The organism is Acidovorax sp. JMULE5 (genome assembly GCF_013376875.1).
Classification (GTDB): Bacteria; Pseudomonadota; Gammaproteobacteria; order Burkholderiales; family Burkholderiaceae_C; genus Acidovorax; species Acidovorax facilis.
The window spans coordinates 931,185-956,794 of sequence record NZ_CP035951.1 but is presented as its reverse complement, the minus strand read 5'-3'; the positions used below and the strand labels follow the sequence as shown (position 1 = coordinate 956,794).

General features: G+C 65.6%; 29 protein-coding genes and 1 pseudogene. 16 read left to right on the top strand and 14 right to left on the bottom strand.

What is annotated here, in order from left to right; genetic code table 11:
• Nucleotides 1-12: 12 nt before the first annotated feature.
• Entirely contained in the window at nucleotides 13-399 is a 387-nt protein-coding gene (locus tag EXV95_RS04400) for a hypothetical protein (RefSeq protein WP_176885948.1), read from the bottom strand.
• A gap of 280 nt (nucleotides 400-679) precedes the next feature.
• Here EXV95_RS04400 and EXV95_RS04395 point away from each other — a divergent pair, with 280 nt between their 5' ends.
• Both EXV95_RS04395 and EXV95_RS04390 read left to right on the top strand, forming a co-directional pair.
• On the top strand, nucleotides 680-931 hold the full coding sequence (locus EXV95_RS04395; RefSeq protein WP_055395928.1) for a GlsB/YeaQ/YmgE family stress response membrane protein: 252 nt from the start codon (nucleotides 680-682) through the stop codon (nucleotides 929-931).
• A gap of 75 nt (nucleotides 932-1,006) precedes the next feature.
• Nucleotides 1,007-1,510 (top strand): hypothetical protein, encoded by a 504-nt coding sequence (locus EXV95_RS04390; RefSeq protein ID WP_055395927.1) that lies wholly within the window; start codon nucleotides 1,007-1,009, stop codon nucleotides 1,508-1,510.
• A gap of 222 nt (nucleotides 1,511-1,732) precedes the next feature.
• Here the strand turns inward: EXV95_RS04390 and EXV95_RS04385 are convergent.
• A pseudogene (locus EXV95_RS04385) lies at nucleotides 1,733-2,772 on the bottom strand (Bug family tripartite tricarboxylate transporter substrate binding protein).
• An 81-nt stretch (nucleotides 2,773-2,853) separates the two neighbouring features.
• Complete coding sequence (locus tag EXV95_RS04380; protein WP_176885947.1) at nucleotides 2,854-3,330, bottom strand: DUF3237 domain-containing protein; 477 nt, start codon at nucleotides 3,328-3,330, stop codon at nucleotides 2,854-2,856.
• A 207-nt stretch (nucleotides 3,331-3,537) separates the two neighbouring features.
• Here EXV95_RS04380 and EXV95_RS04375 point away from each other — a divergent pair, with 207 nt between their 5' ends.
• The 8 genes from EXV95_RS04375 (at nucleotide 3,538) to EXV95_RS04340 (ending at nucleotide 12,380) form a co-directional block, all read left to right on the top strand.
• Nucleotides 3,538-4,431 (top strand): helix-turn-helix transcriptional regulator, encoded by an 894-nt coding sequence (locus EXV95_RS04375; RefSeq protein WP_176885946.1) that lies wholly within the window; start codon nucleotides 3,538-3,540, stop codon nucleotides 4,429-4,431.
• Between the two features lie 341 nt (nucleotides 4,432-4,772).
• Nucleotides 4,773-5,030 carry a PepSY domain-containing protein gene (locus tag EXV95_RS04370; RefSeq protein ID WP_176885945.1) on the top strand — a complete coding sequence of 86 codons (258 nt, stop codon included), beginning with the start codon at nucleotides 4,773-4,775 and terminating at the stop codon, nucleotides 5,028-5,030.
• A 50-nt stretch (nucleotides 5,031-5,080) separates the two neighbouring features.
• Nucleotides 5,081-5,626, top strand: a complete 546-nt coding sequence (locus EXV95_RS04365) for a cytochrome b/b6 domain-containing protein (protein WP_121506445.1) — start codon at nucleotides 5,081-5,083, stop codon at nucleotides 5,624-5,626.
• Nucleotides 5,627-5,640: 14 nt separating this feature from the next.
• Complete coding sequence (locus EXV95_RS04360; protein ID WP_176885944.1) at nucleotides 5,641-6,330, top strand: response regulator transcription factor; 690 nt, start codon at nucleotides 5,641-5,643, stop codon at nucleotides 6,328-6,330.
• Nucleotides 6,331-6,334: 4 nt separating this feature from the next.
• The gene (locus EXV95_RS04355) at nucleotides 6,335-7,663 is read left to right on the top strand and encodes a HAMP domain-containing sensor histidine kinase (RefSeq protein ID WP_176885943.1); all 1,329 of its coding nucleotides are present in this window, start codon (nucleotides 6,335-6,337) and stop codon (nucleotides 7,661-7,663) included.
• 55 nt (nucleotides 7,664-7,718) lie between these two features.
• Nucleotides 7,719-8,441, top strand: coding sequence for a hypothetical protein (locus tag EXV95_RS04350; RefSeq protein ID WP_255484917.1), 723 nt, complete (start codon nucleotides 7,719-7,721; stop codon nucleotides 8,439-8,441).
• A 42-nt stretch (nucleotides 8,442-8,483) separates the two neighbouring features.
• Nucleotides 8,484-11,309, top strand: coding sequence for a DEAD/DEAH box helicase (locus EXV95_RS04345; protein ID WP_176885942.1), 2,826 nt, complete (start codon nucleotides 8,484-8,486; stop codon nucleotides 11,307-11,309).
• Nucleotides 11,310-11,408: 99 nt separating this feature from the next.
• A complete protein-coding gene (locus EXV95_RS04340) occupies nucleotides 11,409-12,380 on the top strand; it encodes an IS30 family transposase (protein ID WP_176885716.1) in 972 nt (323 codons plus the stop codon).
• A gap of 85 nt (nucleotides 12,381-12,465) precedes the next feature.
• Here the strand turns inward: EXV95_RS04340 and fur are convergent, their stop codons facing one another.
• From fur to EXV95_RS04320, 4 genes are all read right to left on the bottom strand, one after another.
• Complete coding sequence (gene fur, locus EXV95_RS04335; RefSeq protein WP_176885941.1) at nucleotides 12,466-12,942, bottom strand: ferric iron uptake transcriptional regulator; 477 nt, start codon at nucleotides 12,940-12,942, stop codon at nucleotides 12,466-12,468.
• A gap of 28 nt (nucleotides 12,943-12,970) precedes the next feature.
• Nucleotides 12,971-14,197: a zinc metallochaperone GTPase ZigA gene (zigA, locus tag EXV95_RS04330; RefSeq protein WP_176885940.1), complete on the bottom strand. Its 1,227-nt coding sequence runs from the start codon at nucleotides 14,195-14,197 to the stop codon at nucleotides 12,971-12,973.
• 185 nt (nucleotides 14,198-14,382) lie between these two features.
• Nucleotides 14,383-14,949 carry a DUF3592 domain-containing protein gene (locus tag EXV95_RS04325; protein ID WP_176885939.1) on the bottom strand — a complete coding sequence of 189 codons (567 nt, stop codon included), beginning with the start codon at nucleotides 14,947-14,949 and terminating at the stop codon, nucleotides 14,383-14,385.
• Complete coding sequence (locus tag EXV95_RS04320) at nucleotides 14,949-15,422, bottom strand: hypothetical protein (protein WP_176885938.1); 474 nt, start codon at nucleotides 15,420-15,422, stop codon at nucleotides 14,949-14,951. Before EXV95_RS04320 ends, EXV95_RS04325 begins: the two co-directional genes overlap by 1 nt.
• Nucleotides 15,423-15,788: 366 nt before the next feature.
• On the opposite strand from EXV95_RS04320, the gene ada reads away from it, so the two are divergent.
• The 3 genes from ada (at nucleotide 15,789) to alkB (ending at nucleotide 18,412) form a co-directional block, all read left to right on the top strand.
• Entirely contained in the window at nucleotides 15,789-16,922 is a 1,134-nt protein-coding gene (gene ada / locus EXV95_RS04315) for a bifunctional DNA-binding transcriptional regulator/O6-methylguanine-DNA methyltransferase Ada (protein WP_176888950.1), read from the top strand.
• On the top strand, nucleotides 16,919-17,674 hold the full coding sequence (locus EXV95_RS04310; protein ID WP_255484916.1) for a 2OG-Fe(II) oxygenase: 756 nt from the start codon (nucleotides 16,919-16,921) through the stop codon (nucleotides 17,672-17,674). The genes ada and EXV95_RS04310 overlap by 4 nt, the downstream gene beginning before the upstream one ends.
• Before the next feature lie 84 nt (nucleotides 17,675-17,758).
• Nucleotides 17,759-18,412, top strand: coding sequence for a DNA oxidative demethylase AlkB (gene alkB, locus EXV95_RS04305; protein ID WP_176885937.1), 654 nt, complete (start codon nucleotides 17,759-17,761; stop codon nucleotides 18,410-18,412).
• A 13-nt stretch (nucleotides 18,413-18,425) separates the two neighbouring features.
• Here alkB and EXV95_RS04300 read toward each other — a convergent pair whose 3' ends face one another.
• Both EXV95_RS04300 and EXV95_RS04295 read right to left on the bottom strand, forming a co-directional pair.
• Nucleotides 18,426-19,559 carry a hypothetical protein gene (locus EXV95_RS04300; protein WP_176885936.1) on the bottom strand — a complete coding sequence of 378 codons (1,134 nt, stop codon included), beginning with the start codon at nucleotides 19,557-19,559 and terminating at the stop codon, nucleotides 18,426-18,428.
• On the bottom strand, nucleotides 19,451-20,221 hold the full coding sequence (locus EXV95_RS04295) for a DUF3592 domain-containing protein (protein WP_176885935.1): 771 nt from the start codon (nucleotides 20,219-20,221) through the stop codon (nucleotides 19,451-19,453). The genes EXV95_RS04300 and EXV95_RS04295 overlap by 109 nt, the downstream gene beginning before the upstream one ends.
• Before the next feature lie 292 nt (nucleotides 20,222-20,513).
• Here EXV95_RS04295 and EXV95_RS04290 point away from each other — a divergent pair, with 292 nt between their 5' ends.
• The gene (locus tag EXV95_RS04290) at nucleotides 20,514-20,999 is read left to right on the top strand and encodes an EVE domain-containing protein (protein WP_176885934.1); all 486 of its coding nucleotides are present in this window, start codon (nucleotides 20,514-20,516) and stop codon (nucleotides 20,997-20,999) included.
• A gap of 55 nt (nucleotides 21,000-21,054) precedes the next feature.
• On the opposite strand, the gene EXV95_RS04285 is transcribed toward EXV95_RS04290, so the two are convergent.
• From EXV95_RS04285 to EXV95_RS04275, 3 genes are all read right to left on the bottom strand, one after another.
• The gene (locus tag EXV95_RS04285) at nucleotides 21,055-21,666 is read right to left on the bottom strand and encodes an exosortase H-associated membrane protein (RefSeq protein WP_055394618.1); all 612 of its coding nucleotides are present in this window, start codon (nucleotides 21,664-21,666) and stop codon (nucleotides 21,055-21,057) included.
• On the bottom strand, nucleotides 21,656-22,177 hold the full coding sequence (gene xrtH / locus EXV95_RS04280) for an exosortase H (RefSeq protein WP_121506455.1): 522 nt from the start codon (nucleotides 22,175-22,177) through the stop codon (nucleotides 21,656-21,658). The genes EXV95_RS04285 and xrtH overlap by 11 nt, the downstream gene beginning before the upstream one ends.
• Nucleotides 22,178-22,349: 172 nt before the next feature.
• Nucleotides 22,350-23,303, bottom strand: coding sequence for a class I SAM-dependent methyltransferase (locus tag EXV95_RS04275; protein WP_176885933.1), 954 nt, complete (start codon nucleotides 23,301-23,303; stop codon nucleotides 22,350-22,352).
• A 298-nt stretch (nucleotides 23,304-23,601) separates the two neighbouring features.
• Here EXV95_RS04275 and EXV95_RS04270 point away from each other — a divergent pair, with 298 nt between their 5' ends.
• The gene (locus EXV95_RS04270) at nucleotides 23,602-23,853 is read left to right on the top strand and encodes a GlsB/YeaQ/YmgE family stress response membrane protein (RefSeq protein ID WP_055394624.1); all 252 of its coding nucleotides are present in this window, start codon (nucleotides 23,602-23,604) and stop codon (nucleotides 23,851-23,853) included.
• 76 nt (nucleotides 23,854-23,929) lie between these two features.
• Here the strand turns inward: EXV95_RS04270 and nudK are convergent, their stop codons facing one another.
• Both nudK and EXV95_RS04260 read right to left on the bottom strand, forming a co-directional pair.
• Nucleotides 23,930-24,550: a GDP-mannose pyrophosphatase NudK gene (nudK, locus tag EXV95_RS04265; protein ID WP_370460185.1), complete on the bottom strand. Its 621-nt coding sequence runs from the start codon at nucleotides 24,548-24,550 to the stop codon at nucleotides 23,930-23,932.
• Nucleotides 24,547-24,711 carry a hypothetical protein gene (locus EXV95_RS04260; protein ID WP_176885931.1) on the bottom strand — a complete coding sequence of 55 codons (165 nt, stop codon included), beginning with the start codon at nucleotides 24,709-24,711 and terminating at the stop codon, nucleotides 24,547-24,549. The genes nudK and EXV95_RS04260 overlap by 4 nt, the downstream gene beginning before the upstream one ends.
• Before the next feature lie 93 nt (nucleotides 24,712-24,804).
• Between EXV95_RS04260 and EXV95_RS04255 the strand changes: the two genes are divergently transcribed.
• Complete coding sequence (locus EXV95_RS04255; RefSeq protein ID WP_176885930.1) at nucleotides 24,805-25,566, top strand: DeoR/GlpR family DNA-binding transcription regulator; 762 nt, start codon at nucleotides 24,805-24,807, stop codon at nucleotides 25,564-25,566.
• Nucleotides 25,567-25,610: the final 44 nt, after the last annotated feature.

The window sequence follows — 25,610 nt, the reverse complement described above, 5'->3', positions numbered from 1 at the left end:
CTGCGGCACCGGTTACTTTTTGATCTCGTACACCGTTTCGGTGCTGCGGATCGGGCCTCCCACCACATTCACCGGCCCCAGCGAAGGGTCACGCAACATGGCTTTGGCCGTGGCCATGTCGGCCTGATAGCGTGCCCGGGCCTGGGACTCACAGCTTCTGCGCTCCGCCGCAGCCATGGTGCGGCATTCCTCCAGGCTGACCTTGATGCCTCCACCTGCCTCGCGGATGGCGGTCTGGTAGCGTTGCTGAGGGGTCGTGTCCGGTACCGCACCGCGCGCCAGCGAAGCCTCATCGCCATTTTGTGCGGCCGCAGTGGTGGGCAGCGCCACGGCGCCACCCAAGGCCAGCGCGGCCATCAACACCAGGGAGAAAGAACGGGTTTTAGGGATTTGGGTCATCAGTCTTCCTTAAAGTGCAGACGCTTGAATGTAGGGCCCAGCGCACGCTGGCTTGGCAAGCACCCGCCGCACCAGGATGTCAGACAGCACCCACAACCCGCTACCGACCGCTTGCAGCGTCATCCAACGGCGCCGACACGCGGAGCGAAAGCACGGCGAGAACAGGCGACGGCGCTCCACCAGACGGGACGCCCACAGGGCGCGTTGTCCGACACCCCCACTTTCCCGCCTTACTTAGAGTCAGCGCATCGCCGTCGTAACAACACAAGGGGAAACAATTATGGTGTCATTGATCGGAACGCTGGTGGTCGGTCTGGTGGTGGGTCTTCTGGCCCGGGCCTTCAAGCCGGGGGATGACAAACTGGGGTGGATCATGACCGCACTGCTCGGGGTGGCGGGTTCATTTCTGGCCAGCTATCTGGGCCTGGCCATGGGCTGGTACCAGCAGGGCGAGGCCGCAGGCTGGATCGCATCGGTGGTGGGCGCCATGCTGCTGCTGGCGGTATACAGCCTTGTAAAGGGCAAAAACTGATGAAATGATGGATTCACTGCTACTGTTGGCAGCCGCCCCTTCTTTCACCGACATTTCATTCAATACCACCCAACCATGCCCACTTCCCTGCAGATGGCAGCTGGCAATCCCGCCTTGGCTGCCGCCGTGCAACGCAGCCGCAAATTGCTCCATCGGCGTGCCCTGGTGGCTGCCGCCGCCAGTGCCGTTCCCGTGCCCGGGCTCGATTGGGCGGTGGATGCCGCGCTGCTCTCACGCCTGCTACCGCAGATCAATGCCGAGTTCGGCCTGTCGGCGGCGCAGATTGACCAACTCGACCCGAACAAGCGCGAGCAGGTGCAAAAAGCGGTGAGCCTTGTGGGGTCGGTGCTGATCGGCAAGCTGATCACGCGCGAGCTGGTCATCCGCGCCACGCAGACCGTGGGTCTTCGCCTGACGACCAAACAGGCCGCCAAATATGTTCCTCTCGCGGGCCAGGCTGTGGCTGCCACCATTGGCTATGCCACGCTGCGCTACCTGGGCGAGCAGCACTTGAAGGACTGCGTTCGCGTGGTGCAGGAGGCACAGCTGCAGCTGCCCGCACCCAAGGCATCTCGTTAATCCTGCTGAGAACCTGCTAGTGTCCTGAGTTGGAAGTTCGTTGATGAAATAAAGATGTCGAAATCGTCGCCAGGCAAGGCGCAAACCACAGCGATAGCCGTAGCTATCGCGAGGATTTGCAACGCAGTATGGCGGCGATTCTGGGCGTCTTTATGAAATGAATTTCCAACTCAGGACACTTGGGCTACGCCGCAGATGGCGTAGCCCTAGCGTCTGGGCACATCAATCGGCCTTGAAACCCGTGGCGGCCACCGCTTTGCCCCAGGTCACCGTGTCGGCGGCAATGGTGCGGGCAAAGTCGTGCTGGCTGGTGCCCGTCACGCGGAAACCGGCCTCTTCCATCTTGGCCTTGCCTTCAGGCGACTGCACGGCCCGCACGATGTCGGCATTGAGCTTGGCAATGATCTCGGGGGCGTCTTGGTGGGTGCCACGATGCCAAACCACGATGAGAACTCCAGATTGGCGTAGCCCTGCTCCTTGATGGTGGGCACATCGGGCAGCGTGGGCGTGCGCGTGGCCCCGGTGGTGCCCAGCGCGGCGAGCTTTCCAGCCTTCACGTTGGGCGCGGCCAGCCCCACGCTGGCAAACACGCCCTGCACGTCGCCACTGAACAGGCCGCCCAGCGCATCCGACGTGTTCTTGTAGTGCACGGGCTCTGGCTTGAGCTTGACCGCGTCGCCAAACATGAAGGCACCAAAATGCCCCGGCGTGCCCGCGCCAAAGGTTGCCAGGAACAGGCCCCTTTGCTGCTTGGTCCAGTCCACAAACTCCTTCACGTTGCGTGCCGGCACCTTTTGGGGGTTGACCAGCAGCACAAAGTCGGACGTGACCACCTGACTCACAGCGGCGAAGTCCTTGGCCGGGTCGTAGGGCAGCTTGTTGTAGCTGCTCGGGGCGATGCTGAGCTGGCCTGTCTCGCCCAGCATGATCGTGTAGCCGTCCGGCGCGGCGCGGGCTGCCTCGCCCGCAGCAATGAGGCCGCCCGCGCCAGGTTTGTTGTCCACGATCACGCCCAGGTTGCCCCAGCCTTCCGACAACTTTTGCGCCAGCAGGCGCGCGACGATGTCGGGCCCCGTGCCCGCCGGAAAGCCCACGATGATGCGCACCGGCTTGTTCGGATATGCGCCACCACTGGCTTGCGCCTGCGCGCCCGACCAGGGCAGCAGGCTGGCGGCCACAGTGACTGCTGCGGCAAGCAGCGTGCGGCGTGTGCCGCTTTTTCGTGCAGCGGCGGCGGGGGCGGAATGGAAAGAAGGCTTCATGGTTGTCTCCAGGAGTTCTGTCAGGCGGGTCAAGGGAAAAAAGAATGCAGCGAGGGGTGGTCAGAAGGAGGAACCGGGCTTCTAAAGCAGCTCGAAAAAACGCATGACCACAGCGTCGGGATAGCGGGCACCCGTGCCCACAAACATGCGCTCGCCCATCCAGGAGAGCGCGGGGGCAGCGGTCTCGAAACTCGGGCTGCAGCGGAAGTAGATCTGCGCCGGGTCCACCGGCTCGCCGCGCACTAGGCGGGCAATCAGCTCCGGCGGCCCGGAGCGCACGGCCCGGTTCTGTACATAGATGAAGTCGCCTGCGTCGGTCTCCAGCACGTAGCGCGCGTCCAGCTCTGACAGCCGGTCATTCACGATGAGCTGAAAATCCGCACCACCCGGCAGCACCCGGGCGCTCCAGCCATCGCCCGTGGCGGTACCGCCGATGATGGGAATCAGGCGGCGCAGGCCATGCACGGTCTGCCCCACCTGCTGGGGTGCCCCCACTTCCACACGCAGGTCGGCAAAGAACTTCAGCCGAGGTTCGGCCAGGGTCGGTAGGTCAGGCATAAGAGGGCTTGGGCTACAGAATTAGTCATGACTTACGCAAAACAGGGGTCAGGCAAGCGGTTCACCCCAGAGCGAGGCGGCCGCTGCATCCCGGTTTGCGTAAGCCCTATTGGTTATAAACCTAGCGTAAATCCCGTGGCGCAAACCCCCTGTCATCCCAGAGGATGACAACGCAATGACACGGCGTAACCCCCACCCCTGCCCGCCATGAGGCAATGGACCCCTTCCCCACCGTCTGCCACTGGCAGGCAGGCCACCACGGGCCCGGCGGGCCATGCGCTGGCAGGCATGGTGCACCGGCTGGGCGAGCCCGGTTTTGCAACTGGCTTGCTGCAGGACCTGGCCCCTGTGCTGCCCGCTGCCTCGTGGTCGGTGTACCGCACAGGGCATCGCTGCAAGCCCACGCTGTTCATGTCGGCCAGCCTGGGCGTGCCAGACACCACGCAGGACTGCTGGTGGGCCTACCTCTCAGGCCCCTACCGCCATGACCGCACCTGGGGCCGCTCCTTTGACGAAGCGGCGCCCGCAGAATCCCCTACCCGCCTGTGCCACCTGACGGCCCGGGAGGTCGATGGAGAGCATCGCGCCCGGGTGTACGAGGCCCATGGCGTGGCCGAGCGCGTGTCGGTGGTCGAATACGAAAGCGATGGATCGGTATTTGCCGTCAACTTCTACCGCCACCAGCACCAAAAACCCTTCCGCGATGCCCACATCGGCGGCTTCGAGGTGGTGGCGCCCGTGCTGCTGGCGCTGGCACGCAAACACATTGCACTGTCGCACAGCGACACCCTGGCGCCCGCCGTCTGGCCACAGTCTGGAAGCGCCGGCTTGGCATTGCCGCAGGCCGAACACCCCGTCCGGCACGGCACCCTGCCCGCCAGCTTGCCCGCGCTGCGTGAGCGCCTGCTGCGCCTTCACGCCGACTTCACGGACCGCGAGCTGGACGTGTGCGCCCGCCTGCTGCAGGGCATGACACACGAGGGCATCGCCAGCGACCTGGGGCTGGGCGTGCCCACGGTCAAAACCTACCGTAACCGCGCCTTTGCGCGCCTTGGCATCCACTTTCGCAACGAGCTGTTTGCGCGGGTGCTGAGCGGTTAGCACGAAGGCCACTGCCCACGTAGGGTGCGACGCGGGGGGCAAGTCCCTCGCGAACGGAGCAGCTCGGTTGCGCTACAGCCAGCGATATCCAGGCCCAGATCCGTCCGCCAAGCCGATTGACTGCCGAAGGCTGTCCTTGCGTTGTCTGCGGCGGCCCCACTCACCGCAGCACCTTCCACCATCCCCCCTGTTCCAACTGATTTCCTGGAGGTGCAGCGCATCTGTGGCCTGTGTCCGGCGCGCCGCAGTGCGGCTTCATCCCCACTTAATCTTGGCCGCGTCCAATGCAGTTTGTGGGCAGTCAGTCCACATGTTCAAACCCACTGACACCAACATTCACCATGAAACTGCACATCACCGCCCTTGTTCTCGCCCTTGGTTCTACCGCTGCATTTGCGGGCCCCACCTGCAACGTTCCAGAAGAAAAATGGATGAAAGAAGCCGACTTCAAGGCAGGGCTCGCAAAGCAGGGCTACCAGATCCGGACCTTCAAGGTCAGCAAAGGCAAGTGCTACGAAATCTATGGCCTGGACAAGGCGGGCAAGAAGGTGGAGATCTATTTCGACCCCGCCACTGGCGCTGAAATCGAGCGCAAGTAAGCCCGAGCGAAGCGTCCCGTCCTGCCCCTCGCCTGCACCCCGAGTCGCCCATGAAGCCCGTCCCTCTCCACCACCCCCCTGCCGCCACCAAGGTGTGGGACCCGTTTGTCCGCATTTTTCATTGGAGCCTGGTGAGCTGCGTGGTCCTGAACCAGTTTGTTCTGGAGCCCGGAAAAACAGCACACGAGTGGGTGGGCTACACCGCCAGCGCCCTGGTGCTGGCGAGGCTGGTCTGGGGCTTCGTAGGCAGCCGCCACGCCCGGTTCAGTGACTTTTTCCCCACCCCGCGCAGACTGGCAAAGCACCTGGGCGCACTTCGCAATGGCGAGCATCCGGTCTACGTGGGCCACAACCCCCTCGGGGCGCTGATGATGCTGGCCTTGATGGCCATCGTTCTGGCCCTGGGCGTAACGGGGTGGATGCAAACCACCGACACATTCTTCGGCGAAGAATGGCTGATGGAGTTGCACGAGGTGCTGGCCAACGGACTGCTGCTGGCGGCAGGGTTGCACGCTGCGGCGGCCATCGTGATGGGGCGGCTGGAGCGGGTGCGCCTCGTGCGGGCCATGGTCACCGGCACCAAGCAGCACTTTTGACGGACCAGGTTCGCATGCGACTGTTGCTGCTGGAAGACGATCACACTCTGGGCGAAGGCTTGCGGGATTTTCTGCAGCACGACGGCTATCTGGTGGACTGGTGCACCACCCTGGCGCAAGCCCGGGGCCTGGTGACAGAGCCCTACGACGCCTGGCTGCTGGACTGGAACCTGCCCGACGGCTCCGCCCTCGACTGGCTGCGCAGCCTGCGCGCCAAAGGGGCCAAGACACCGGCTCTGGTGCTCACCGCGCGGGATATGCTCAGTGACCGCATCCATGGACTGGACAGTGGGGCCGACGATTTTCTGGTCAAGCCCTTTGCCCCCGAAGAGTTGTGTGCCCGGCTGCGCGCCCTGTTCCGCCGCATGGCCGGCGGCGCGCCCTGCAAGGCATTCGGCGCGGTCGATGTGCTGCTGGCCGACAAAGAAGTGCGGCTGCACGGCCAGCGGGTGGAGCTGACCGCCCGTGAATGGGCGGTGCTGGAGGCGCTGGTGTTGCGCGCGGGGCGCACGGTTTCCGCGTCGGATCTGGAGGCACTGGTGCTGGGGCTGGAAAGCGACCTGGCCAGCAACGCGCTGCAGGTGCACGTTTTCAATCTGCGCAGCAAATTGGGCAAGGACGTGATCCAGACGGTGCGGGGCATGGGCTACCGCATTCCTGCACCCGTTTCCCCGCCGACGGCCCTAACGGCCTCTAAAGGCTAACGACATGGGTATGCGCACGGGCGAGACAAAACCGCCGTCCATCCGGGGGCGCCTCGTCCAATCGCTGCTGTTTATCTCCATCGCGTTCGGCCTGTTGACCTCCGTCGTCGTCTGGTACGTGATCGCCCACGAAATGGGCGAACTCATGGACCAGGAACTGCGAGAGGCTGCTGAGATTTTTCACAGCGTCATGGCCATCCAGCCCGATCTGACCACCAGCGGCCCAAGCGCCACCAAACACTTTTCGTATGAGGAACACCTGGTCTGGCAGGTGGTGGACGCTCCGTCGGGCCGCGTGAAAAGCCGCTCGCACAAGGCCCCCGAGCTGGCCTTGCAAACCGCCCCCACCGAGGCGATCGCCTGGACGCAAGACGGGCAATGGCGCGCCTTCACGTCGGTATTCAGCCAGCACCCCGGACATTTCCTGGTGGTGGCACAAAGCCGCACGGAGCGCGACGAGGTGCACGGTGAAGTGGTCTGGTACACGCTGATGGCGGCACTGTCGATGGGCCTGCTGTCGGCCCTGCTGATGAATTGGCGCATCCGCCAGGAGCTTCGCCCACTGGCAGCGCTGGGCCAGGGCGTGCAGCACTATGACCCCCTTCGGCCCGACACCGCGCCCAAGGCCGCACCGAGGCAGGAGCTGCATCCCATCGAGCAGGCCATTGGCGACCTGGGGCACCGGCTGGCGCAGCGGATCATCAGCGAACGTGCGTTCACCTCGCACGCGGCCCATGCCCTGCGCACGCCCGTGGCGGGTATCGACGTGCAACTGGCCCTGGCGATCAAAGAGGCCCCCGAGTCTATAAGGCCGCGCCTGGTGCGCGCGCGCGACGCTGCGGGCAGGCTCGGTCGGGTCATGCAAGCGCTGCTGATGATGTTTCGCAGCGGCATGGAGCCACAGCGCCAAAACGTTGACCTGCGCCAGCTCATCGATGCGCTGGCGTTTCACGACATGGCCATCTCCATCCAACAAACCATCCCAGTGAACGCCGACCCCGATCTGCTGGCCGCCGCGTTGCTGAACCTGCTGGACAACTCGCACCGTTTCAACGCCCACCAGGTCACCATCACGGCGCTGCAGGAGGGCGCAGACACCGTGTTGCGCGTGCAGGACGATGGCGATGGCTGCCAGCCCCACACCAAAGCCCGTTTACAGCAATCGCTGCAGCAGCAGGCCTATGGCGAAGGCAGCGCCATGCGCGGCCTGGGGCTGGTGCTGGCCGACCTGGTGGCACGCGCGCACGGGGGCCACACGGTGCTGCCAGACTGTGCTCCGGGCTTTGGCATTGAGCTGCGATGGCCCGCCGCCCTGCCCCGTTCTACGGACTGACGATGCGCCTGACCCGCCCCGCAATAATTCGAATCCCACTACAAAAAGAGACCCCATGAGACGCCCCCCCAAAGCCACAAAACCCTCGCAAATCGCGCCCCTTTGCATCGCACTGTCCAGCCTGGCAAGCGCCTTGCACGCCCACGCCGAAGCGCCCATGCACACCGACGATGCGGGCACGCTGACCCAAGGCGCCATGAAGCTCGAAGGTGTCTTCGGCCGCGATGACAAGACCCGAGGTGCCGATCTGCTCTTTGGCGCTGGCGTCGCGCCGCAGCTGGAAATGGAGGTCTCGCTCGCACGCGCCAAAGACACGGCCATGGGCGCATCCACCACCTTCCATGGGCATGGCTGGGGTGTGAAGTGGGTGCCCATCCAGAACGAAACGGGCTGGTCGGTGGGTGCGCGGTTCGACATGGGCCACACCCGCGTTCGCGACCACGCCACCCCGCAGCGCTTCACCGAGCGCGAAACCGCCCTCACAGCGCTGGCCAGCTACCGGTTGGCCAATGCGCAGGTGCTGCACCTCAATGCCGGCCACAAAACCGTCAGGGCACAAGGCGCCCGCCACCGTGCGGCCACCTGGGCCGTGGGCTATGAGATTCCGCTTACTGAACAACTACAGCTCACGTCTGAGGTGTATGGCGAACAAAGGTCGCGCCCGGACAAGGCAGTGGGCCTGCGCTACGCCATCACCGACGGGCTCAAAGCATCCGCCGCCGTGGGCCGTGGCAATGGCCGCACGTTCAGCCAAGTGGGCATGGCCTGGGAGTTCTAGGCGCGGTCTGGGACGCCGCCGCCACGGCACAATCGGCGGCCTATGCCTGCATCCGGTGCCCGCCCCACAGAACCCATCCCGCCCCGCTCTGACCGGGCGGCGTTGGTACAGGCCTGGGTGCAGGCCCTGCGCACCCAGGCCGGGCCAGTCCAGCTGCAGGCGCTAGCGCCCCTGAGTGATGCGGAAGCCGCACGCGTAGTGGCTCTGCTGCGCCACGACGCGCCCCACAAGTCTGTTCAACCCGACCGCCCTGCCCCCGAAAGCGCCCACAACTCTGGCATAACCACCGGCCACTTCCGCCCGCGCATCACCCTCATGACCCTGGGCCGGGGCGACGGCCTGCTGGGCATGGCGCCCCAGGGCAAGCTGGGGCCGCGCGGCGACAGCGTGACGCTGGTGCAGATTGACTGGACCTACCGCACTGACGATGGCGCCCACTGGCAGACGCCTGCCCCCACGTCCATCCTCAACGCCCGCCCTGCCCCGGTGCAAGACCTGTTCGACACCGGCGGCCCGGTTGTGCGCATGCAGCGCAACCTGGGCGCCGAGGCCGACGCCATGGACCGCGTGTGGGATCTGGGCCTGATCCCCGTCGATGCGAACAAGCTGCAATGGCGCCACCGCGCCGCAGCCGCCACGCTGGGCCCCGTGTGGACGCTGGCGCAGGAGGCGCACTTTGGTGACTTCTGGGCCGAGCAGATTCCCCAACTGCGCGCCGAGGGCTGGAGCGTGGTGGTGCAGCCCGGCTTTGCGCACGAAAGCGTGCCCGTGTTGCGCTGGAAGCTGCTGATCGCCCCCGACACGGGCGAACTGCTAGGCAAGGAAGTGGACGGCCCGCTGGCCGCACGCGAACGCCCCGTGCAAAAGCTGCAACTGCCCGAGCGCGAAGGCGCCTGGCTGCTCAGCCTGGGCATAGAGATCGACGGCGAAACGCTGGACCTGGCGCCCATGCTGGCCGACCTGTTGCGCCGCGACGCCCGTTGGCTCAACGCGCAGCAGATGGCCGCCATCGACGACATCGCCATCATTTCGCTGCGCGCACCCGGCGGCAAACGCATCGACGCGCCCGCCGGGCCGCTCAAGGCCATCGTGGGCGCCATGGTCGATCTGCTGACCGACCCCACCCGTAACCAGCGCAAGGATGGCGATCCGCTGCACCTGGGAGCGTGGGAGGCCCGCCGCATCGAAGCCCTGCGCGCCGGGCTGGTGCTGGCCCACCGCGTGGGCACGGTCAATGGCTGGAACAACGACTGGCAGCTGCAGGGCGACATGGGCCTGGCCCAGCTCGCCAAGCGCCTGCGCACCATCGGCACCCCGCAGCCGGTGGCCGCACCGCAGGGACTTCAGGTGCAACTGCGCCCCTATCAACTGGAGGGCCTGGCCTGGCTGCAGTACCTGCGCGCGCAGGGCCTGGGCGGCATATTGGCCGACGACATGGGCCTGGGCAAAACCGCACAGGCGCTGGCCCATGTGCTGGCCGAAAAGGAGGCCGGGCGCCTGACCCGCCCCGCCCTGGTGGTGCTGCCCACCTCACTGCTCTTCAACTGGCAAGCCGAGGCCGCCCGCATGGCCCCCAGCCTGCGCGTGCTGGCGCTGCACGGCGCGAGCCGTGGCCAGCGCTACCTGCAGATGGCCGACCACGACCTGGTGCTGACCACCTACCCACTGCTCTGGCGTGACGTGGACGCGCTGGCCGCACAGCCATTCCACCTGCTGATCCTGGACGAAGCACAGATGGTGAAGAACGCCGGCAGCCGCAGCGCCCGCGCCCTGCGCAAGCTGCAGGCCCCGCACCTGCTGTGCCTGACGGGCACGCCGCTGGAGAACCACCTGGGCGAGCTGTGGGCACAGTTTGACTTCCTGATGCCCGGGTTTCTGGGCGATGTGCGCAGCTTCAACGCCCGCTGGCGCAAGCCCATCGAAGAAAACGGCGAAACCCTGCGCGCGCAGCTGCTGTCCCAGCGCGTGCGCCCCTTCATCCTGCGCCGCCGCAAGCAGGACGTGGCGACCGAACTGCCACCGCGCACCGAAGTCATCCAGCGCGTGCAGCTGCAAGGCAAACAGCGCGAGCTGTACGAGGCGGTGCGTACCACGGCCGACAAACAGGTGCGCCGTGCGCTGGAGCGCCAGAGCTTTGACGGCGCGCAGATCACCATCCTCGATGCACTGCTGAAACTGCGCCAGGTCTGCTGCGACCCGCGCCTTGTCAAAGGAACAACGAAAACGGCCCACACCATGGAGCGCGCCAAGCTAGAACTACTGGCCGACATGCTGCCCGCCCTGGTCGATGAAGGCCGCCGCGTGCTGGTGTTCTCGCAGTTCACCGAAATGCTGGGCTTGGCGGCCGAGCTGCTCGACACCCTGGCCCTGCCCTACCTCACCCTGACGGGCCAGACGCCACCCCGCCAGCGCGGCGCAGTGGTGCGGCAGTTCCAGGCGCAGGACGAGACCAGCGCCCCCATCCTGCTCGTCAGCCTCAAGGCCGGCGGCCTGGGCCTGAACCTCACGGCCGCCGACACCGTGATCCACCTCGACCCCTGGTGGAACCCCGCCGTGGAAGAACAGGCCACCGCCCGCGCCCACCGCATCGGGCAAGACCAGCCCGTGTTTGTCTACAAGCTGGTGGTGGAAGGCAGCATCGAAGAACGCATGCTGGAGCTGCAAGCCCGCAAGGCTGCGCTGGCCCAGGGCGTGCTGGGCCACGACGCCGAGGGCGCGGTCAAATTCAGCGAGGCCGACCTGCGCGCACTGCTGGCGCCTTTGAGCGAGCCAGTCAACAACCCGCTGGACATTCCGGGCGAAGACGCGCTGCGCTGGGGCGGCACGGGCAAACGGCGGCCCCGGCCGTTGCAGCCACCAGAAGTTTGAGTGGGCGGTTTAAACAACGAAGTGCACGTTGCCAAAAGGTAGGCCCAGACAAGTAAGTGAAGATGACTTGTGTGACCTGCCAGTCAACCCAAGTGCACCATGAACTACACCCATCTGAGCCAAAGCGAACGTTACCAAATCCAATGCCTTCGCGACGTGGGGCTGTCGATCACACAGACAGCCCTGCGCCTGGGGCGCCACCGCAGCACCATTGCCCGCGAGATCAGGCGCAACAGCGGCGCCAGCACGGCGTACCAAGCCCACAGCGCCCATCAACAGGCTCTTGCGCGCCAAAGTGGTCAGACCAACGCTCAGCGCTTTGACGATGCCCAGTGGGAGTTGGTGCTGTCGTATCTGCAGCTGGATCTGTCACCTCAGCAGGCCGCCGCCCGCCTGGGGCTGGAAAAGCGCCTGCGCATCAGCCACACCTGCATCTACAACCGGCTGCGCCGCATGGGACAAGCTGCACCGCGCCTGCGTTGCGGCCAGCGCCGACGCAAGGCACATTCGGGTGCGGGGCAACTGCGCGATCGCGTGGGTATCGCACAGCGCCCCGCCATTGTGGACAAGCGAGCGCGCCTGGGTGACTGGGAGGGGGACACCATCGTCTCAGGTGCGGGTGGACTGGCAGGGCTGGTGACCCTGACCGAGCGACGCTCGCGCTACACACTGGCGCAGCATGTGCAGCGGCGCCAGGCCGAGCCGGTGGGCCAGGCCATCATCGAAATGCTCAGGCACCATCCCAAGCACCGCCACACCCTCACGCTGGACAACGGCAAGGAATTCGCCGAGCACAGGTGGGTGCATAGACGCCTGAAGACGAAGGTGTACTTCGCCGATCCGCACAGCCCCTGGCAGCGGGGGCTCAACGAGAACCACAATGGGCTGCTACGCCACTACTTCCCCAAGGGCAGCGATCTGGGCACGGCCAGCGAAGAGCAGGTGCTCCAAGCCGTGTACCGGCTCAACCACCGACCCCGCAGATGCTTGGGCTGGAAGACTCCGCATGAGGTGTTCCATGGCTACAAAGTGAGCCCACTTACACTGGGTACTGGCGCACTTCGTTGTTGAAACCGCCGTGTTTTTGGCCTCTAGCGCTTATCCAGAAAGCGTTAGCAGCTATTAATAATATAGCAATTCAGGCAATTCACGCAGTTCACACCTTTGCGCGCTGCGGGCGCGAAGGGCAGTCGCTACGCGTGCAGGTGCCGTAGAGCGACAACGCATGCTCCTGCAGCCGAAAGCCCTTGGCGTGCGCGATCTCGGCCTGGCGGGATTCGATGGAAGCGTCGTGGAATTCCTCGACCTTGCCGCAGTCCAGGCACACCAGGTGGTCGTGGTGCAAACCGTCGTCCAGCTCATACACCGCGCGGTCCGCCTGAAAGCTGCTGCGCCGCAAAAGGCCCGCCTGCTCCAGCTGGGCCAGCACGCGGTACACCGTGGCCTGGCCCACATCCGTGCGGTTATGCAGCATACGCCGGTACACATCTTCGGCCGTGAAGTGGCGCAGCCCATCGGGCGCCGCCTGCGCGGCCAGAAAGATCTCCAGGATCCTCATGCGCGGCAGCGTGGCCTTAAGCCCTGCCTGCTTGAGCGGGTCCGCGCGGACGCCGGGGTTCGGGTGCAAGCTCATGAAACGGCCCTATTCCAGAGACTAGCCATCACGACCAAGCGGGAAACGGATCGTCAAAGCGCGTCCACGCATGCGGGCCCTGAGCCATCTCCGCATCGGTCAGCAGGCAGGCGTCCAGGCGCTGGCGCAAAGCGGCTTCATCCATGCCGATACCGATCAGCACCAGCTCCTGCCGGGCATCGCCCACGCCATCGGCCCAGTTCTTCTGGATGGCCGACAAGGATTCGGCATCACGCGGCCAGCGATCGCGGGGCACTGCGCCCCACCAAAAGCCTGCGGCGCTATGGCGCGCCACGGCACCGGCCTGCGACCACGACCCCGCATACGCCGGGCGGCTGGCCAGCCAGAAGAGGCCTTTGGACCGCACCACGCCGGGCCACTCGCTTTCTACCCAATCAAAAAAGCGGCGTGGATGGAACGGCACGCGGGCGCGGTAGACAAAGCTGCTGATGCCGTAGGCCTCGGTCTCGGGCGTGTGTTCGCCACGCAACTCGGCAAGCCAGCCGGGTGCCTTGGACGCCTCGTCAAAGTCGAACAGCTTGGTGTCCAGCACCGAGGCCAGTGCCACCTTGCCGAACTGCGACACCTCAATGCGTGCACGCGGGTTCAGGCTGCGCAAGATCGCCATGAGCTGCTCGCGCTGCGCTGCGTCGATCAAATCCACCTTGTTGAGCACGATCACGTCGCAGAACTCGATCTGCTCGATCAGCAAGTCCACCACCGTGCGCTGGTCCTCCTCGCCCAGCGATTCGCCACGGGCCTGCAGGCTGTCGCGCGAGCTGTAGTCCTTGAGAAAGTTGTAGGCATCGACCACGGTGACCATGGTGTCCAGCCGCGCAATGCTCGACAGGCTCTTGCCGTCCTCGCCCGTGAAGGTGAAGGTTTCGGCCACGGGCAAGGGCTCGGAGATGCCGGTGGATTCGATCACCAGCTGGTCGAACCTGCCCTCTTTGGCCAGGCGTTCCACCTCCAGCAGCAGGTCTTCGCGCAGCGTGCAGCAGATGCACCCGTTGCTCATCTCCACCAGCTTCTCATCGGTGCGCGACAGCTCAGCGCCGCCCTGGCGCACCAGGGCCGCATCGATGTTGACCTCGGACATGTCGTTCACGATGACCGCCACGCGGCGGCCCTCGCGGTTGTTCAGGATGTGGTTGAGCAGCGTCGTCTTGCCCGCGCCCAGAAAACCCGAGAGCACGGTGACGGGAAGGCGGGTATGCGGGCGGCGTGGATTGCGGTGGGTGGTGGCAGAGGTCATGGGGGTTGGCGTGCGTGTTGTGTTGCAGCTTGCTCCGGTCGCCGTCTGGCCCAGCACGAACAAATGCAACTAACTTGCGTTAGTGAAGCATAACGCAACTTGATTGCATTTTCAGAAACCTGCGGTAATGCAGGCCTTGGCGCGTACCTTGGCGCCTGTGGCGCGCCTACCTCTCAGGGCGGAGGCTAAGAGCCCGGCAAGACAGGCATGCCACCGTTCCAGACGGCGCGGGCTATCTTTGCCAGCACCGCCAGCCCAAACCATCCCGACACCGAGGACAACACCAGCGCCAGGGCAATAAGGCCTGGCCGCAGGCTGCGATCCACTATCGACTCGGCAGGGTTGCGGGGATTCACCCACACCGGCACGGCTTCGCCCGTGTGCTGCAAGCCGCGCAGGCGACGGCCCAGTTCCTCTTGAAAGCGGCCAATGTTGTCGGCACGCTCGTGAATGGCCGCGCGCTGCCCGGTGTACGCCACGCCCTCCACCACATACCGGTAGCGCACCGACACGCTGTGCGTAGTGCCGCCCTTGCTCGGATGGTGGCTTTGCAGCGTGGCCGATTCGACCACCGCAGGCACCTGGCTCCAGGTTTGCATGCGCGCCCAGTCAAACACGGGCGAAGCCACCATGAACCAGAAAATGCCAATGCCCGCTGCGGCGAAGGGCACGGCGAACAAGGCCAGAACCCAAATGCCTCCCGGCAGCTTTTCACGCCGCTGCGTCGCGTGGCGTGGGGACGCGGGGGACATCACGGCAAGCGCTCGTAGGTGGCTTTGGAGGGTACGTCCTTATTCGAGAAATACGGGTCCGGGTCCAGGCTCAGCAACGTACCTTGTTGCGTGATGGCGTAGGCGCTGCCGGTGTCGCGGCGTGGGCTGTTCGACACATACAGCCGCGCCTTGTCGGCACGCCAGGTGCCGCGCATCAGCGCGTCGCGCAGGGCTTTTTGCACGGCGCCCTCCGAGGTGGAGGCGCCACCGGATGCGCCCAGGTCGAGGTTGATGACCTGCGCGTCGGCCTGAATCACCAGCACCTGGCCCGCCAGGAACTTGGGCGGCGGAGCGCCGTTGATGCTGGCGACCTTCCAGCGGCCCACCAGAGGGTGTGCAGCCTGTGGGTCAGCGGCCCCTGCAGTAGTCCCCACGCCCCCGGCGGCGACAAACAAGGTAAGCAACAGGGCCTTGCGGAACCCCGCCCTGCGTGTGTGGCGGATGTGCGGCATGAATGGGTCTCCTCCCGAATGGTGGGCTTTGTTCTGGTTGGCCAGGGCGCTGGCGGCAAGCCGCGTGCAGTCTAAAAGATGGGGGCGCGATCAATCCCACACAACAGCCGGTAGATTTGTGCCTTTTAGGCCTCCAGCGCTTGATTGGAAAGCGCCAACAGCTATTGAACTGAGAGCAAATTCAGCACTAGAACCACCTCGGTGCCGTGGCGCAGAATTAAAAAGCAAGCTTCGGAGTGCACACTGCGCACCCCATCCCTAGAGTGCATGGCATCGCAACCCCCTTGTGAGCCATCCACCATGAACCCGAACGCCACCCAGCGCAGCGCCAACGCCCCGGACCGACCATTTACCTACGCCGTCGCCATGCCCCACCGCGCCACCCCCTCCACCAAGGCCGCCCAAGCCGCCGCCACCCAGGCCGACCCGCGCTGGGCGGCGGTGGCGGCGCGCAGCGCGGCGGCGGACGGCAGCTTTTGGTATTCGGTGCAGACCACGGGTGTGTACTGCCGCCCCAGCTGCGCGGCGCGTGCACCCCGGCCGGAAAATGTGCGGTTTCACGAAAGCTGCGCGGATGCAGAAGCCGCAGGCTTTCGCCCCTGCCAGCGCTGCAAGCCCCGGCAGCCCACGGCGTTGTCGCACCACGCCGCGCTGGTCACCGAGGCCTGCCGCATCATCGAAGGCGCTGCCGCCGGTGAGGCGCCCACGCTGGATGCGCTGGCCGCCCAGATGGGCCTGAGCCCGTCGCACCTGCACCGCATCTTCAAGCAGTCCACGGGCCTCACGCCCAAGGCGTATGCCGCCGCCCAGCGTGCGCAGCGCCTGCGCAGTGCGCTCGACAACGCACCCACGGCCTCGGTGACGGATGCGATCTACAGCGCGGGTTACCAGTCCAGCAGCCGCTTTTACGAACAATCGGCCCAGGTGCTGGGCATGACGCCCAGCCGCTACCGCGCGGGGGGTGCGGCGCAAGACATCCGCTTTGCCATCGGCCAGTGTTCGCTGGGCGCCATTCTGGTCGCCCAGAGCGACCGGGGCATCTGCGCCATCTTGCTGGGCGACGACGCCGACACCCTGGTGCGCGACCTGCAGGACCGTTTTGCGCAGGCCCACCTGATTGGCGGTGATGCTGCGTTTGAAGCGCTGGTGGCACAGGTGGTAGCGTTTGTGGAGGCCCCGGGCCTGGGGCTGAACCTGCCGCTGGACGTGCGTGGCACGGCGTTTCAGCAACGCGTGTGGCAGGCCCTGCAGGCCATACCCGCCGGGCAGACGGCGAGCTACGCCGAGGTGGCCCAGAGCATAGGCGCCCCCACTGCCGTGCGCGCCGTGGCGCAGGCCTGCGCGGCCAATGCGCTGGCGGTGGCCATACCCTGCCACCGGGTGGTGAAAAGTGATGGCGCGTTGTCGGGCTACCGGTGGGGCGTGGAACGCAAACGTGCGTTGCTGACGCGCGAAGCAGCGCCAGAGCCCGCACAACCGCTGGCGGAGAAGGTGGCATGAGCGCTGTCCCGCTGTCTCACCAACCCGGTCTGAAGAACGACGACTGGGCGCTGCGTACAGTTGCCATCGACTGGCCAACAACCACGGAGGCCCTGCACCAGCAAGGCAACGCGGTACTGCCGCAACTGCTCAGCGCCACCGAATGTGCCGCGCTGGCCCGCCTGTATGGCAACGCGGATGAGAGCACCTTCCGCAGCCGCGTGGTGATGCAGCGCCACGGCTTTGGCCAGGGCGAATACCGGTACTTCAGCTACCCGCTGCCCGGTGTGGTGGCCGGGCTGCGCGAGGCACTGTACCCCCACCTGGCGCCCATCGCCAACCAGTGGAACACCGCCATGGGCATCGATGTGCGCTACCCCACGCGGCATGCCGACTTCATTGCCCGCTGCCATGCCGCTGGCCAGATGCGCCCCACCCCGCTGCTGCTGCAATACGGCGCTGGCGACTACAACTGCCTGCACCAGGACCTGTATGGCGAGCATGTGTTTCCGCTGCAGGTCGCGGTGCTGCTGTCAGAGCCCGGGCGCGACTTCATTGGCGGCGAATTCGTGCTGACCGAGCAGCGCCCGCGCATGCAGTCGCGGGCCGAGGTGGTGCCGCTTTTGCGCGGCGACGCCGTGGTGTTTGCCGTGCACCACCGCCCCGTGCAGGGCACGCGCGGGCCGTACCGCGTGCAGATGCGACATGGCGTAAGCCGCTTGCGCAGCGGGCAGCGGCACACGCTGGGTGTGATCTTTCACGATGCTGGATGATGTTCCCCCTGTGCCGCTTCGCGCCTTATCCTCCGGGGACGACGGCAGCTGCGGTCCACACTGCCGCCATGGATTGCCACCGTTATGAGCCTGAGCCTTTTCGACGACCCACCCCAGCCTGCCCAGCCGCCCGAGGTGCTGGAGCCCGGCGCCATGGTGCTGCGCGGCTTTGCGCTGGAGAAGGCGGCAGACCTGCTGCAAGCGGTGCAGCAGGTGACGGCGCAAGCCCCCTTCCGGCACCTCATCACCCCCGGGGGACTGCGCATGTCGGTGGCCATGACCAACTGCGGAAGACTCGGCTGGGTGAGCGACCGCAGCGGCTACCGCTACGACCCCCTCGACCCCGACAGCGGCCAGCCCTGGCCCGCCATGCCGCCGCTATTGCGCCAGCTGGCATTTGACGCGGCGCAAGCAGCGGGCTTCCCCGGCTTTGCGCCTGACGCCTGCCTCATCAACCGATATGCCCCCGGCACCCGGCTGTCGCTGCACCAGGACCGGGATGAGGGCAACTATGCGCACCCCATCGTGTCCGTGTCACTGGGCATCCCGGCCGTGTTTCTGTGGGGCGGCGCCCAGCGCTCCGACAAGGCGCGGCGCGTCCCACTGATGCATGGCGACGTGGTGGTGTGGGGAGGCCCGGCGCGGCTGCGGTTTCATGGGGTGTTGCCGCTCCCAGAGGCCAGTCACCCACTGACGGGTGCCCACCGCATCAACCTCACCTTTCGCAAGGCAAGCTGACGCCGCGCCCCATCTACCCGGGATATCCGGTCGCCTTGACCAACATGGCCAGCATCTGGTCCGCCACGGGGCGGCCGCGCAGGCTGTCGGCAATGGTCACGCTCTTGCCATTGCGCAGGCTCACCTGCACGCGGAAGAAGGTGGTGTGCTGGTGGCCGCTTTGCTGGGTATAGCTTTCCTTGATGCGCAGGCGCGCAATGTCTTTTGCGGGCACGCGCTGCCAGGCCAGCATCAGGCCCAGCAAGCGGCGTTCGGTGCGCAGGCCTTCCCGGTCCAGCTGCACGGTAAGGCTGTTGGACACTGCGTAAAAGCCCCACAACAGCATGGCACCGCCCACGCCACCAAACACCACCGGAAACAACGCGGGTGCACCGCTGTATCCCGCCCACATCCCCATGCCAAAGAAAGCGCCGCCCATCACCAGCCACAGCAGGTTCTGCCGCCACAGGCGGCCGTAGGGCTGGTACAGCCGCACGCCACCTTCCACGGGCTCGATGTCGCTCACCGCGTCCAGTTCGGCCTCGCGCAGGGCTTGCATCTGCGGGTGCTTGGCGGCGTCGTGTGCGAGCCAGGTGGATTCGGCACCCGAGGCAAACAAGGGCACTTCAAACCGGCGTGAGAACTTCAGCGCCGGATCAGTGCTTTCCAGCAGCACCGTCCAGTGGTGCTCGCTGTCGCCCACAGCTTGTTCGGACTCGGGCAGGCCCTTGGGCACGCTCAGGCGGAACGCCACGCGGCTGCCCCGTTCCTGGGGTTGCACCTGTGCGGCACCCTCGCCCTCCCACACCATCTGCTCATGCGATTCACTGCTGTTGTCGCCGCCTCCCGTGCGCGTCTGGTAGTGGTAGGCACAGCGCAGCGTCACGGCAAATCGCAGATCAGGCCGGTAGGGCACCGTGGGCAAATCCATCGTCGCGCCCACATGCCCGCCGATGGCGCCAGGAAACGGGTCCATCACCAGCCGCACCTCGCCATGGCGCCGCGCATCCAGCGTGGCGCGCACGGCCCACACCAGCAGACCCAGCCCCACGGCCACCATCAGCACCAGCACGCATAGCACGAGGTAGTTTTCGTTGCGCCAAGCGCGGGGTATGGCCGACAAAGCCGCCGGGTAGGCAATGCCCCCCACACCACGGCAAAGCCCCATGCCAGCCACACCTCCCAGCGCTTGTTGGAACGGATGCGGTTATCGGCCCAGGCCTTGTTGGCCAGCCAAGGCTCGTCGCTGACGGTTTGCAGGCGCTGTGCCTTGCGCGCAACGCTACGGCGCATGTGCCACCCCCAGGCCAGCATGCCGAGCCCAAAACCGCCAAACACCACCACAAAGATCATGCGAAAACCCAGCAAACCCAGGCGCAGGCTGCGGTCGGCCACCGAATCCTGCGGGCGCGACGGGTTCACCCACACCGGCACAGGCGTACCGCTGCGCTGCGCACTCTCCAAGCGCCAGGCCAGGTTCTCATGGAAGCTGCCAATGTTGTCGGCCAAGGTGTTGATGGCAGGCCGGTGGCCGTCATACGCCACGCCCGCCACTTCATAACGGTAGTGGACCGACACGCTGTAGGTGCTGCCTGATTTGCTGCCCCGGTGCGTGTTCAGCTGGGCCGAAACCACCCGTGCGGGCACTTCATGCCAGAACTGCATGCGCGACCAGTCGTACAGAGTGGGCAGCACACCCAGCAGCAGCATGCCAATGCCCACGGCGGAAAACGGCAGCGCGAACAGCATGAGAAACCAGGAGCCGCTTTTGTTACTTGCCGCTGCCTGATGGTTGGCGCCTTTGGTGCGCCGCCGTGCCTGGTTGGCCATACACCCTCCCTCTGCATGCCCCCTTGCCGAGGGCTTTTGTTCTTCCGGAATCCGGGCGGCGCTGATTCTGCGGCTTGCTGCGGCGGCGGGCCAGTACGTTTTGCAACTCCTAGGGGCCCATGTGGTTTTGCAAGGCCCGTTCTGATGCAGTTCTGACGCAGAAATGCAAACCAAATTGGCACCCAGCGCTTATCCATCAAGCGCAATTTGCTATAAAAACAGAAGCGCCGTGGTAAAACGTGCGCGGCCTGTCCTGTATGCGCACCACCACACCTTTGCCAGAATGGCGGCCATGACTGCCTCTGCCACACCCCGCCCCGCGCGCTACTGGCTCATGAAATCCGAGCCCGAGGAATGCTCCATCGACGACGCCCTGGCCGCGCCCAATGCCACCGTGCCCTGGACGGGCGTGCGCAACTACCAGGCCCGCAACTTCATGCGCGACGACATGCAGGTGGGCGATGGCGTTTTGTTCTACCACTCCAGTTGCCCCGAACCAGGCATTGCCGGCCTTGCGCGCGTGGCGAGCGGCACCCGAACCGACCCGACGCAGTTTGACCCCGCCTCGCCGTACTACGACCCCAAATCCCCTGCCGACAAACCCCGCTGGCTGCTGCTGGATGTGCAGGCGCAGCGCAAGACACGGGTGGTAGGTTTGGCGCAGCTGCGGGAGCACCCGGATCTGGCGCAGATGCGGGTGCTGCAGCGCGGAAACCGCCTGTCCATCACCCCCGTGGAGCCCGTCGAGTGGGCTGCAATCATGGAGATGCTGGGCTGAACCGCAGGCTTGCACTGCTTTGCCCCCGCCCTGTCCGCCCTGGGGCCACCCCGCTTTACTGCGGCCGCTGAACGGCCACGGCGGCACGCGCCTGGGCGTGGAGCTTGGCCAGGAACTCCCGGTCCAGCAACAGCCACAGCATCACCGGGGCCAGTGCGGTAAAGATGAACAGGTTGAAGTGGTACAGAAATGCCACCACGTCGGCCACCCACCCGGGCAGTCCCGTCTGCACAAACACCTCAGGCCCCGCCCTGTTGAAGACATCGTTGCACCACTGCAGGGCCACGTTGAGTGCCTGGATCGGCAGCATGGCCAAGGAGCCTATGAGCAGCTTGCGCCCCCAGTGACGGGGAAACGATGCCAGCACCAGCGCCCAGAAGATCACGATGCCGTAGCCCAGCAGGCGGTAGTCCACCAAAGGCGCCAGCTTGCCCGACTTGAACTGGCCGTTTTGCACGGAGACCACCTTGAGCGTGGTGTTCAACAACGCCGTGGTCTCTTTCTGGGTGTAGCTCAATGCCCAATGGAACAGGGTGGAAGCCGCCTCGCCCGCCATGAAGAACACGGGCTTGGACAGTTGTGGCGACAGGTAGTACCACAGCGGCATCAGGCACAGCAGGCTGGCAATGGCAACCAGCAGGAAACGTCCGACAGAACTAAGCTGCATTGGCGAGGGGGGGTTGAGGGGGTGAGGGAGGTTGCTGGCGGGCGATCCAGCGAATCCAGAGCATCCAGACCACCAGCACATCCAGCATGATGAGCGCCTGCCAGAGGTACAGGTGGGCAAACTCGAACACGGTCATGTTCCACTTGCCCAGGTAGTACAGGCTGATGATGCGCAGCAGGTTGACGACCTGCACCGCCGCAATGCCGATGGCGATGCCGGCGAGCTTGTGTTTCCAGCTGGAAGGAAACGCGATCATGCCGGCGATAAGGATGATGGCCGCCTCCACGCCGTTGCAGCCCGCCTCGATTGACACCGCAAAACCCGTGGCCTTGCTCATCAGGATGCGACCATGGTGCGCCACATCCGAGTCCAGCGGGGTCATCAGCGCTGCGCTGGCGGTGGCGAGCAGGCTGGTCCAGGGCTCGATGGCGACCCGTTGCACCTCATCGAGCATGTCGATGCGAAAGAGGACCGCCAAGACGGCGATGAAGATCAAGAAAAATCGGACCATACGTCGATGAGAAGAACCTGGTGGAGCGCGCACCAACGCGCCAGGAATGCGCCAAGCGGCGAGGCCGTGAGAACGTGGGCCTGTGGTTCACACAGGCGCCGCAAAGAATATCAGAAGCTACCCATAACCCACAAAGCCCAAATGGCACCCGCAAGCGGCCCTGAGAACCTGTTCAAAGGTCCGGTGCGGCGTACACCAGCACCTTGAGGGCGCGCTCGGGGTCCACATCCGCAAACGCAGCCGGGTTGGCCACCCGCTCCACAAAGTGCAGTTCAGGCGCCAGCGCTTGCATCTGCTCTTGCAGGAAGCCCACGCCCAGCTCGGGCGCGTTCAGACACAGCAGTGCATGGCCGCCGGGTGCCAGCAGGTCGGGCAGGCGGCGCATCAGCCGTGCGTAGTCCTTGGTGGCCACGAAGCTGCCCTTTTGGTAGCTGGGCGGGTCCACGATGACCAGGCCATACGGCCCGCTGCGGGTGATCTTGCCCCAGCTGCTGAAGATGTCGTGCGGCAAAAACGCCGCGCCCGTGGTGATGCCGTTGAGCTGGTGGTTTTGCTGCCCGATGCCGATGGCGCCATGGCTCATGTCTACGTTGACCACGTGCCTGGCGCCCGCCTGCAGCGCCACCACCGAGAAAGCGCAGGTATAGGCAAACAGGTTGAGCACCTTCAGGCCGTAGCGGTCGGTGCTGCGGGCGGCCGCGTGGTCGCGCACCCAGCGGCGGCCCTCGGCCATGTCCAGGAACAGGCCGTGGTTTTGCCCGCGCAGCACATGCACGCGATAGCGCGCGCCAGCCTCCGTCACGATGTGCGGGTCGGGCACGGCGCCGGCCATCAGCCGTGTTTCGCTACGGCCCTCCATGCGCAGGGCCTCGCCCCGGTGCTGAAAGACCCAGTTGAGCGGCTCGCCAGCCGGTGCGATCTGCGCCCAGCGCGCCTGCAACGCGGCGCCGATGGCGGCCAGGTCTTCGTCCGTGGCGGGTGCGAAACTGGTCAGTACGAACACCGGCGGGTAGGCGTCCAGCGACCACTGCTCAGAACCCGGATGCAGCCCGCCCCGCCCGTGAAAGACGCGTTGGGCCTCAACGGGCAGGGGCATGGCGGCGATGGCGTCGAGCAAAGCTTGCATGGAAGGACGGGGGCGGGTTGGAAAAACGAGAGTATGAGAAAAAATGGCCGCTGGCGCTTGAGGGACAAGCGCTGTTAGCTACTGAAATAATAGCACCTTCCAATATCGTGCCTGCAAGGACCAAGGCGCCGTGCCGATCCGCGCCACCATCGCCTCGCGAGGGGCATGCAGGCCATTCTCAAGGTGCGCCGTCGGCCTGCAACGACCTGGATCCTGCGTGGAAAACCGTGGTCAGAAATGCAATTACAGTCGCTGCCGGGCCATCGGAGCGGCTTGACCATCATCACAAAGGAATTCCATGTTTTCCATTCTCGGAACCATCGTTGTCGGCTTCATCGTCGGATTGCTCGCGCGCGCCTTGAAGCCGGGCAATGACAAATTGGGCTTGATCATGACCACCGTCCTCGGCATTGCCGGGTCGCTGTTGGCGCGCTATGTGGGCGTGGCCATGGGCTGGTACGGGCCCAATGCGTCCGTCGGCTGGATCGCATCGATCATCGGCGCCATCGTGCTGCTGGTGATCTACGGGCTGGTGAAGAAGAAGGCCTGATGCGCGGCGGTGCATCGCCCGGCGGCACACCGCGATAGGCGTCGCAGGCTTTAACGCCTGCGCCGCCCGCATGTCCTCATCCCGCCGCCTCCTGCAGCATCAACGCCACATGCTGCAGCAGCATCACCGTCTTGCCGTCCTCGATCACGCCGCTGCCAATGCCCGCCAGGGCCTCGGTCAGTGGCATCTCGATCACTTCGATGTCCTCGCCCTCGTGGGCGAGGCCACCTCCGGTTCGGATGCGGTCCTGCGGCTCGTATTCGGCGACAAAGAAGTGGAGCTTTTCGGTGACCGAGCCGGGGCTCATGTAGGCCTCGAACACCTTGCGTGGCTGGCGCACGCGGTAGCCGGTTTCTTCCTCGGCTTCGCGGCGGATGCAGGTTTCGGGGTCGTCCCCGTCGAGCAGGCCTGCGCAGGTCTCGATCAACATGCCGTCTGCACTGCCGTTGAGGAACGCCGGCAGCCGGAACTGGCGTGTGAGCACCACCGTACGACGGCGCGGGTCATAGAGAAGCAAGGCCGCGCCGTTGCCTCGGTCATAGGCCTCGCGGCTCAGCGTTTGCCACTGGCCGTCGCGGCGGCGCAGGTCAAAGGTCACCTTGCGCAGCGTGTACCAGTGGTCGGACAGCACCTCCACCGACTGCAGCTTGACCTGCTCGGTACTGGCAGGCACCGGTGCGGGCACGGGGCGGCTCACAGGCTTGGCTCCGTTGCGGGCATGGCTTTGGCGGCGCAGGCGTGCTGCCGCAGCGGCCATTCATTCACGGGGTGCACCACGGGGTCGCCGTCGGTGCCCGAGAGGTAGGGGCCTGCGATAAGCACCAGGAGCGGAGGGTTTGGGTGGGTGGGGGTGGACATGGTCTTGCAAATTTTTAATCGTGCAATATCATGCACAAACATGCAAATTCATGCAACCCTGGTTTTGATCCACGGTTGCCCCGCTTCACGCCCATGCTCACCACCCAACGCAAACAACTCATCCTGGAGCGCCTGCGGCAAGACGGCCAGATCGTGGCCAAGGCACTCAGCGAGGAACTCGGGATCTCGGAAGACACCGTGCGGCGCGACCTGCGCGAGCTTGCGGCCGAGGGCCAGCTGCAGCGCGTGCACGGTGGCGCCCTGCCCGCATCAAAGGCCGTGGGCAACCTGCAGGTGCGCGAGCACCTTGCCACCGACGACAAGCGCGCGCTCGGCCGTGCCGGCGCGGCTCTGGTGCAGCCCGGCCAGGTGGTGATCCTCGACGGCGGCACCACCTCGCTGCAGGTGGTGCAACACCTTCCGCTGGACCTGCGCGCCACCGTGGTCACCCACAGCCCCAGCGTGGCTGTGGCGCTGGCGGACCACCTGCAGGTAGAGGTGCTGATGCTGGGCGGCCGCCTGTTCCGCCATTCGATGGTGAACGTGGGCGCCAGCGTGACCGAAGCCGCCATGAAGCTGCGCGCAGACCTGTACCTGATGGGCGTGACGGGTGTGCATGCCGACGCCGGGTTGACTACCGGGGATTTTGAAGAGGCCGCCGTCAAGCGCACGTTGCACGCGCGCGCTGCAGAAACCGTGGTGCTGGCCTCCATCGACAAACTCGGAGCCGCCTCCCCCTTCGGCATTGCGGCGCTCAAGGAGCTGGCCACACTGGTAGTGCCAGCCGCCACGCCCGCCAAGCTTGTCGCCAGCCTGCGAGTGGCTGGGGCCAAGGTCGTCAGCGCCCGGCCGTGATGGCCGCCTCCTTCCCCGACAGGAGCAGCGCACAGCACGGCCAT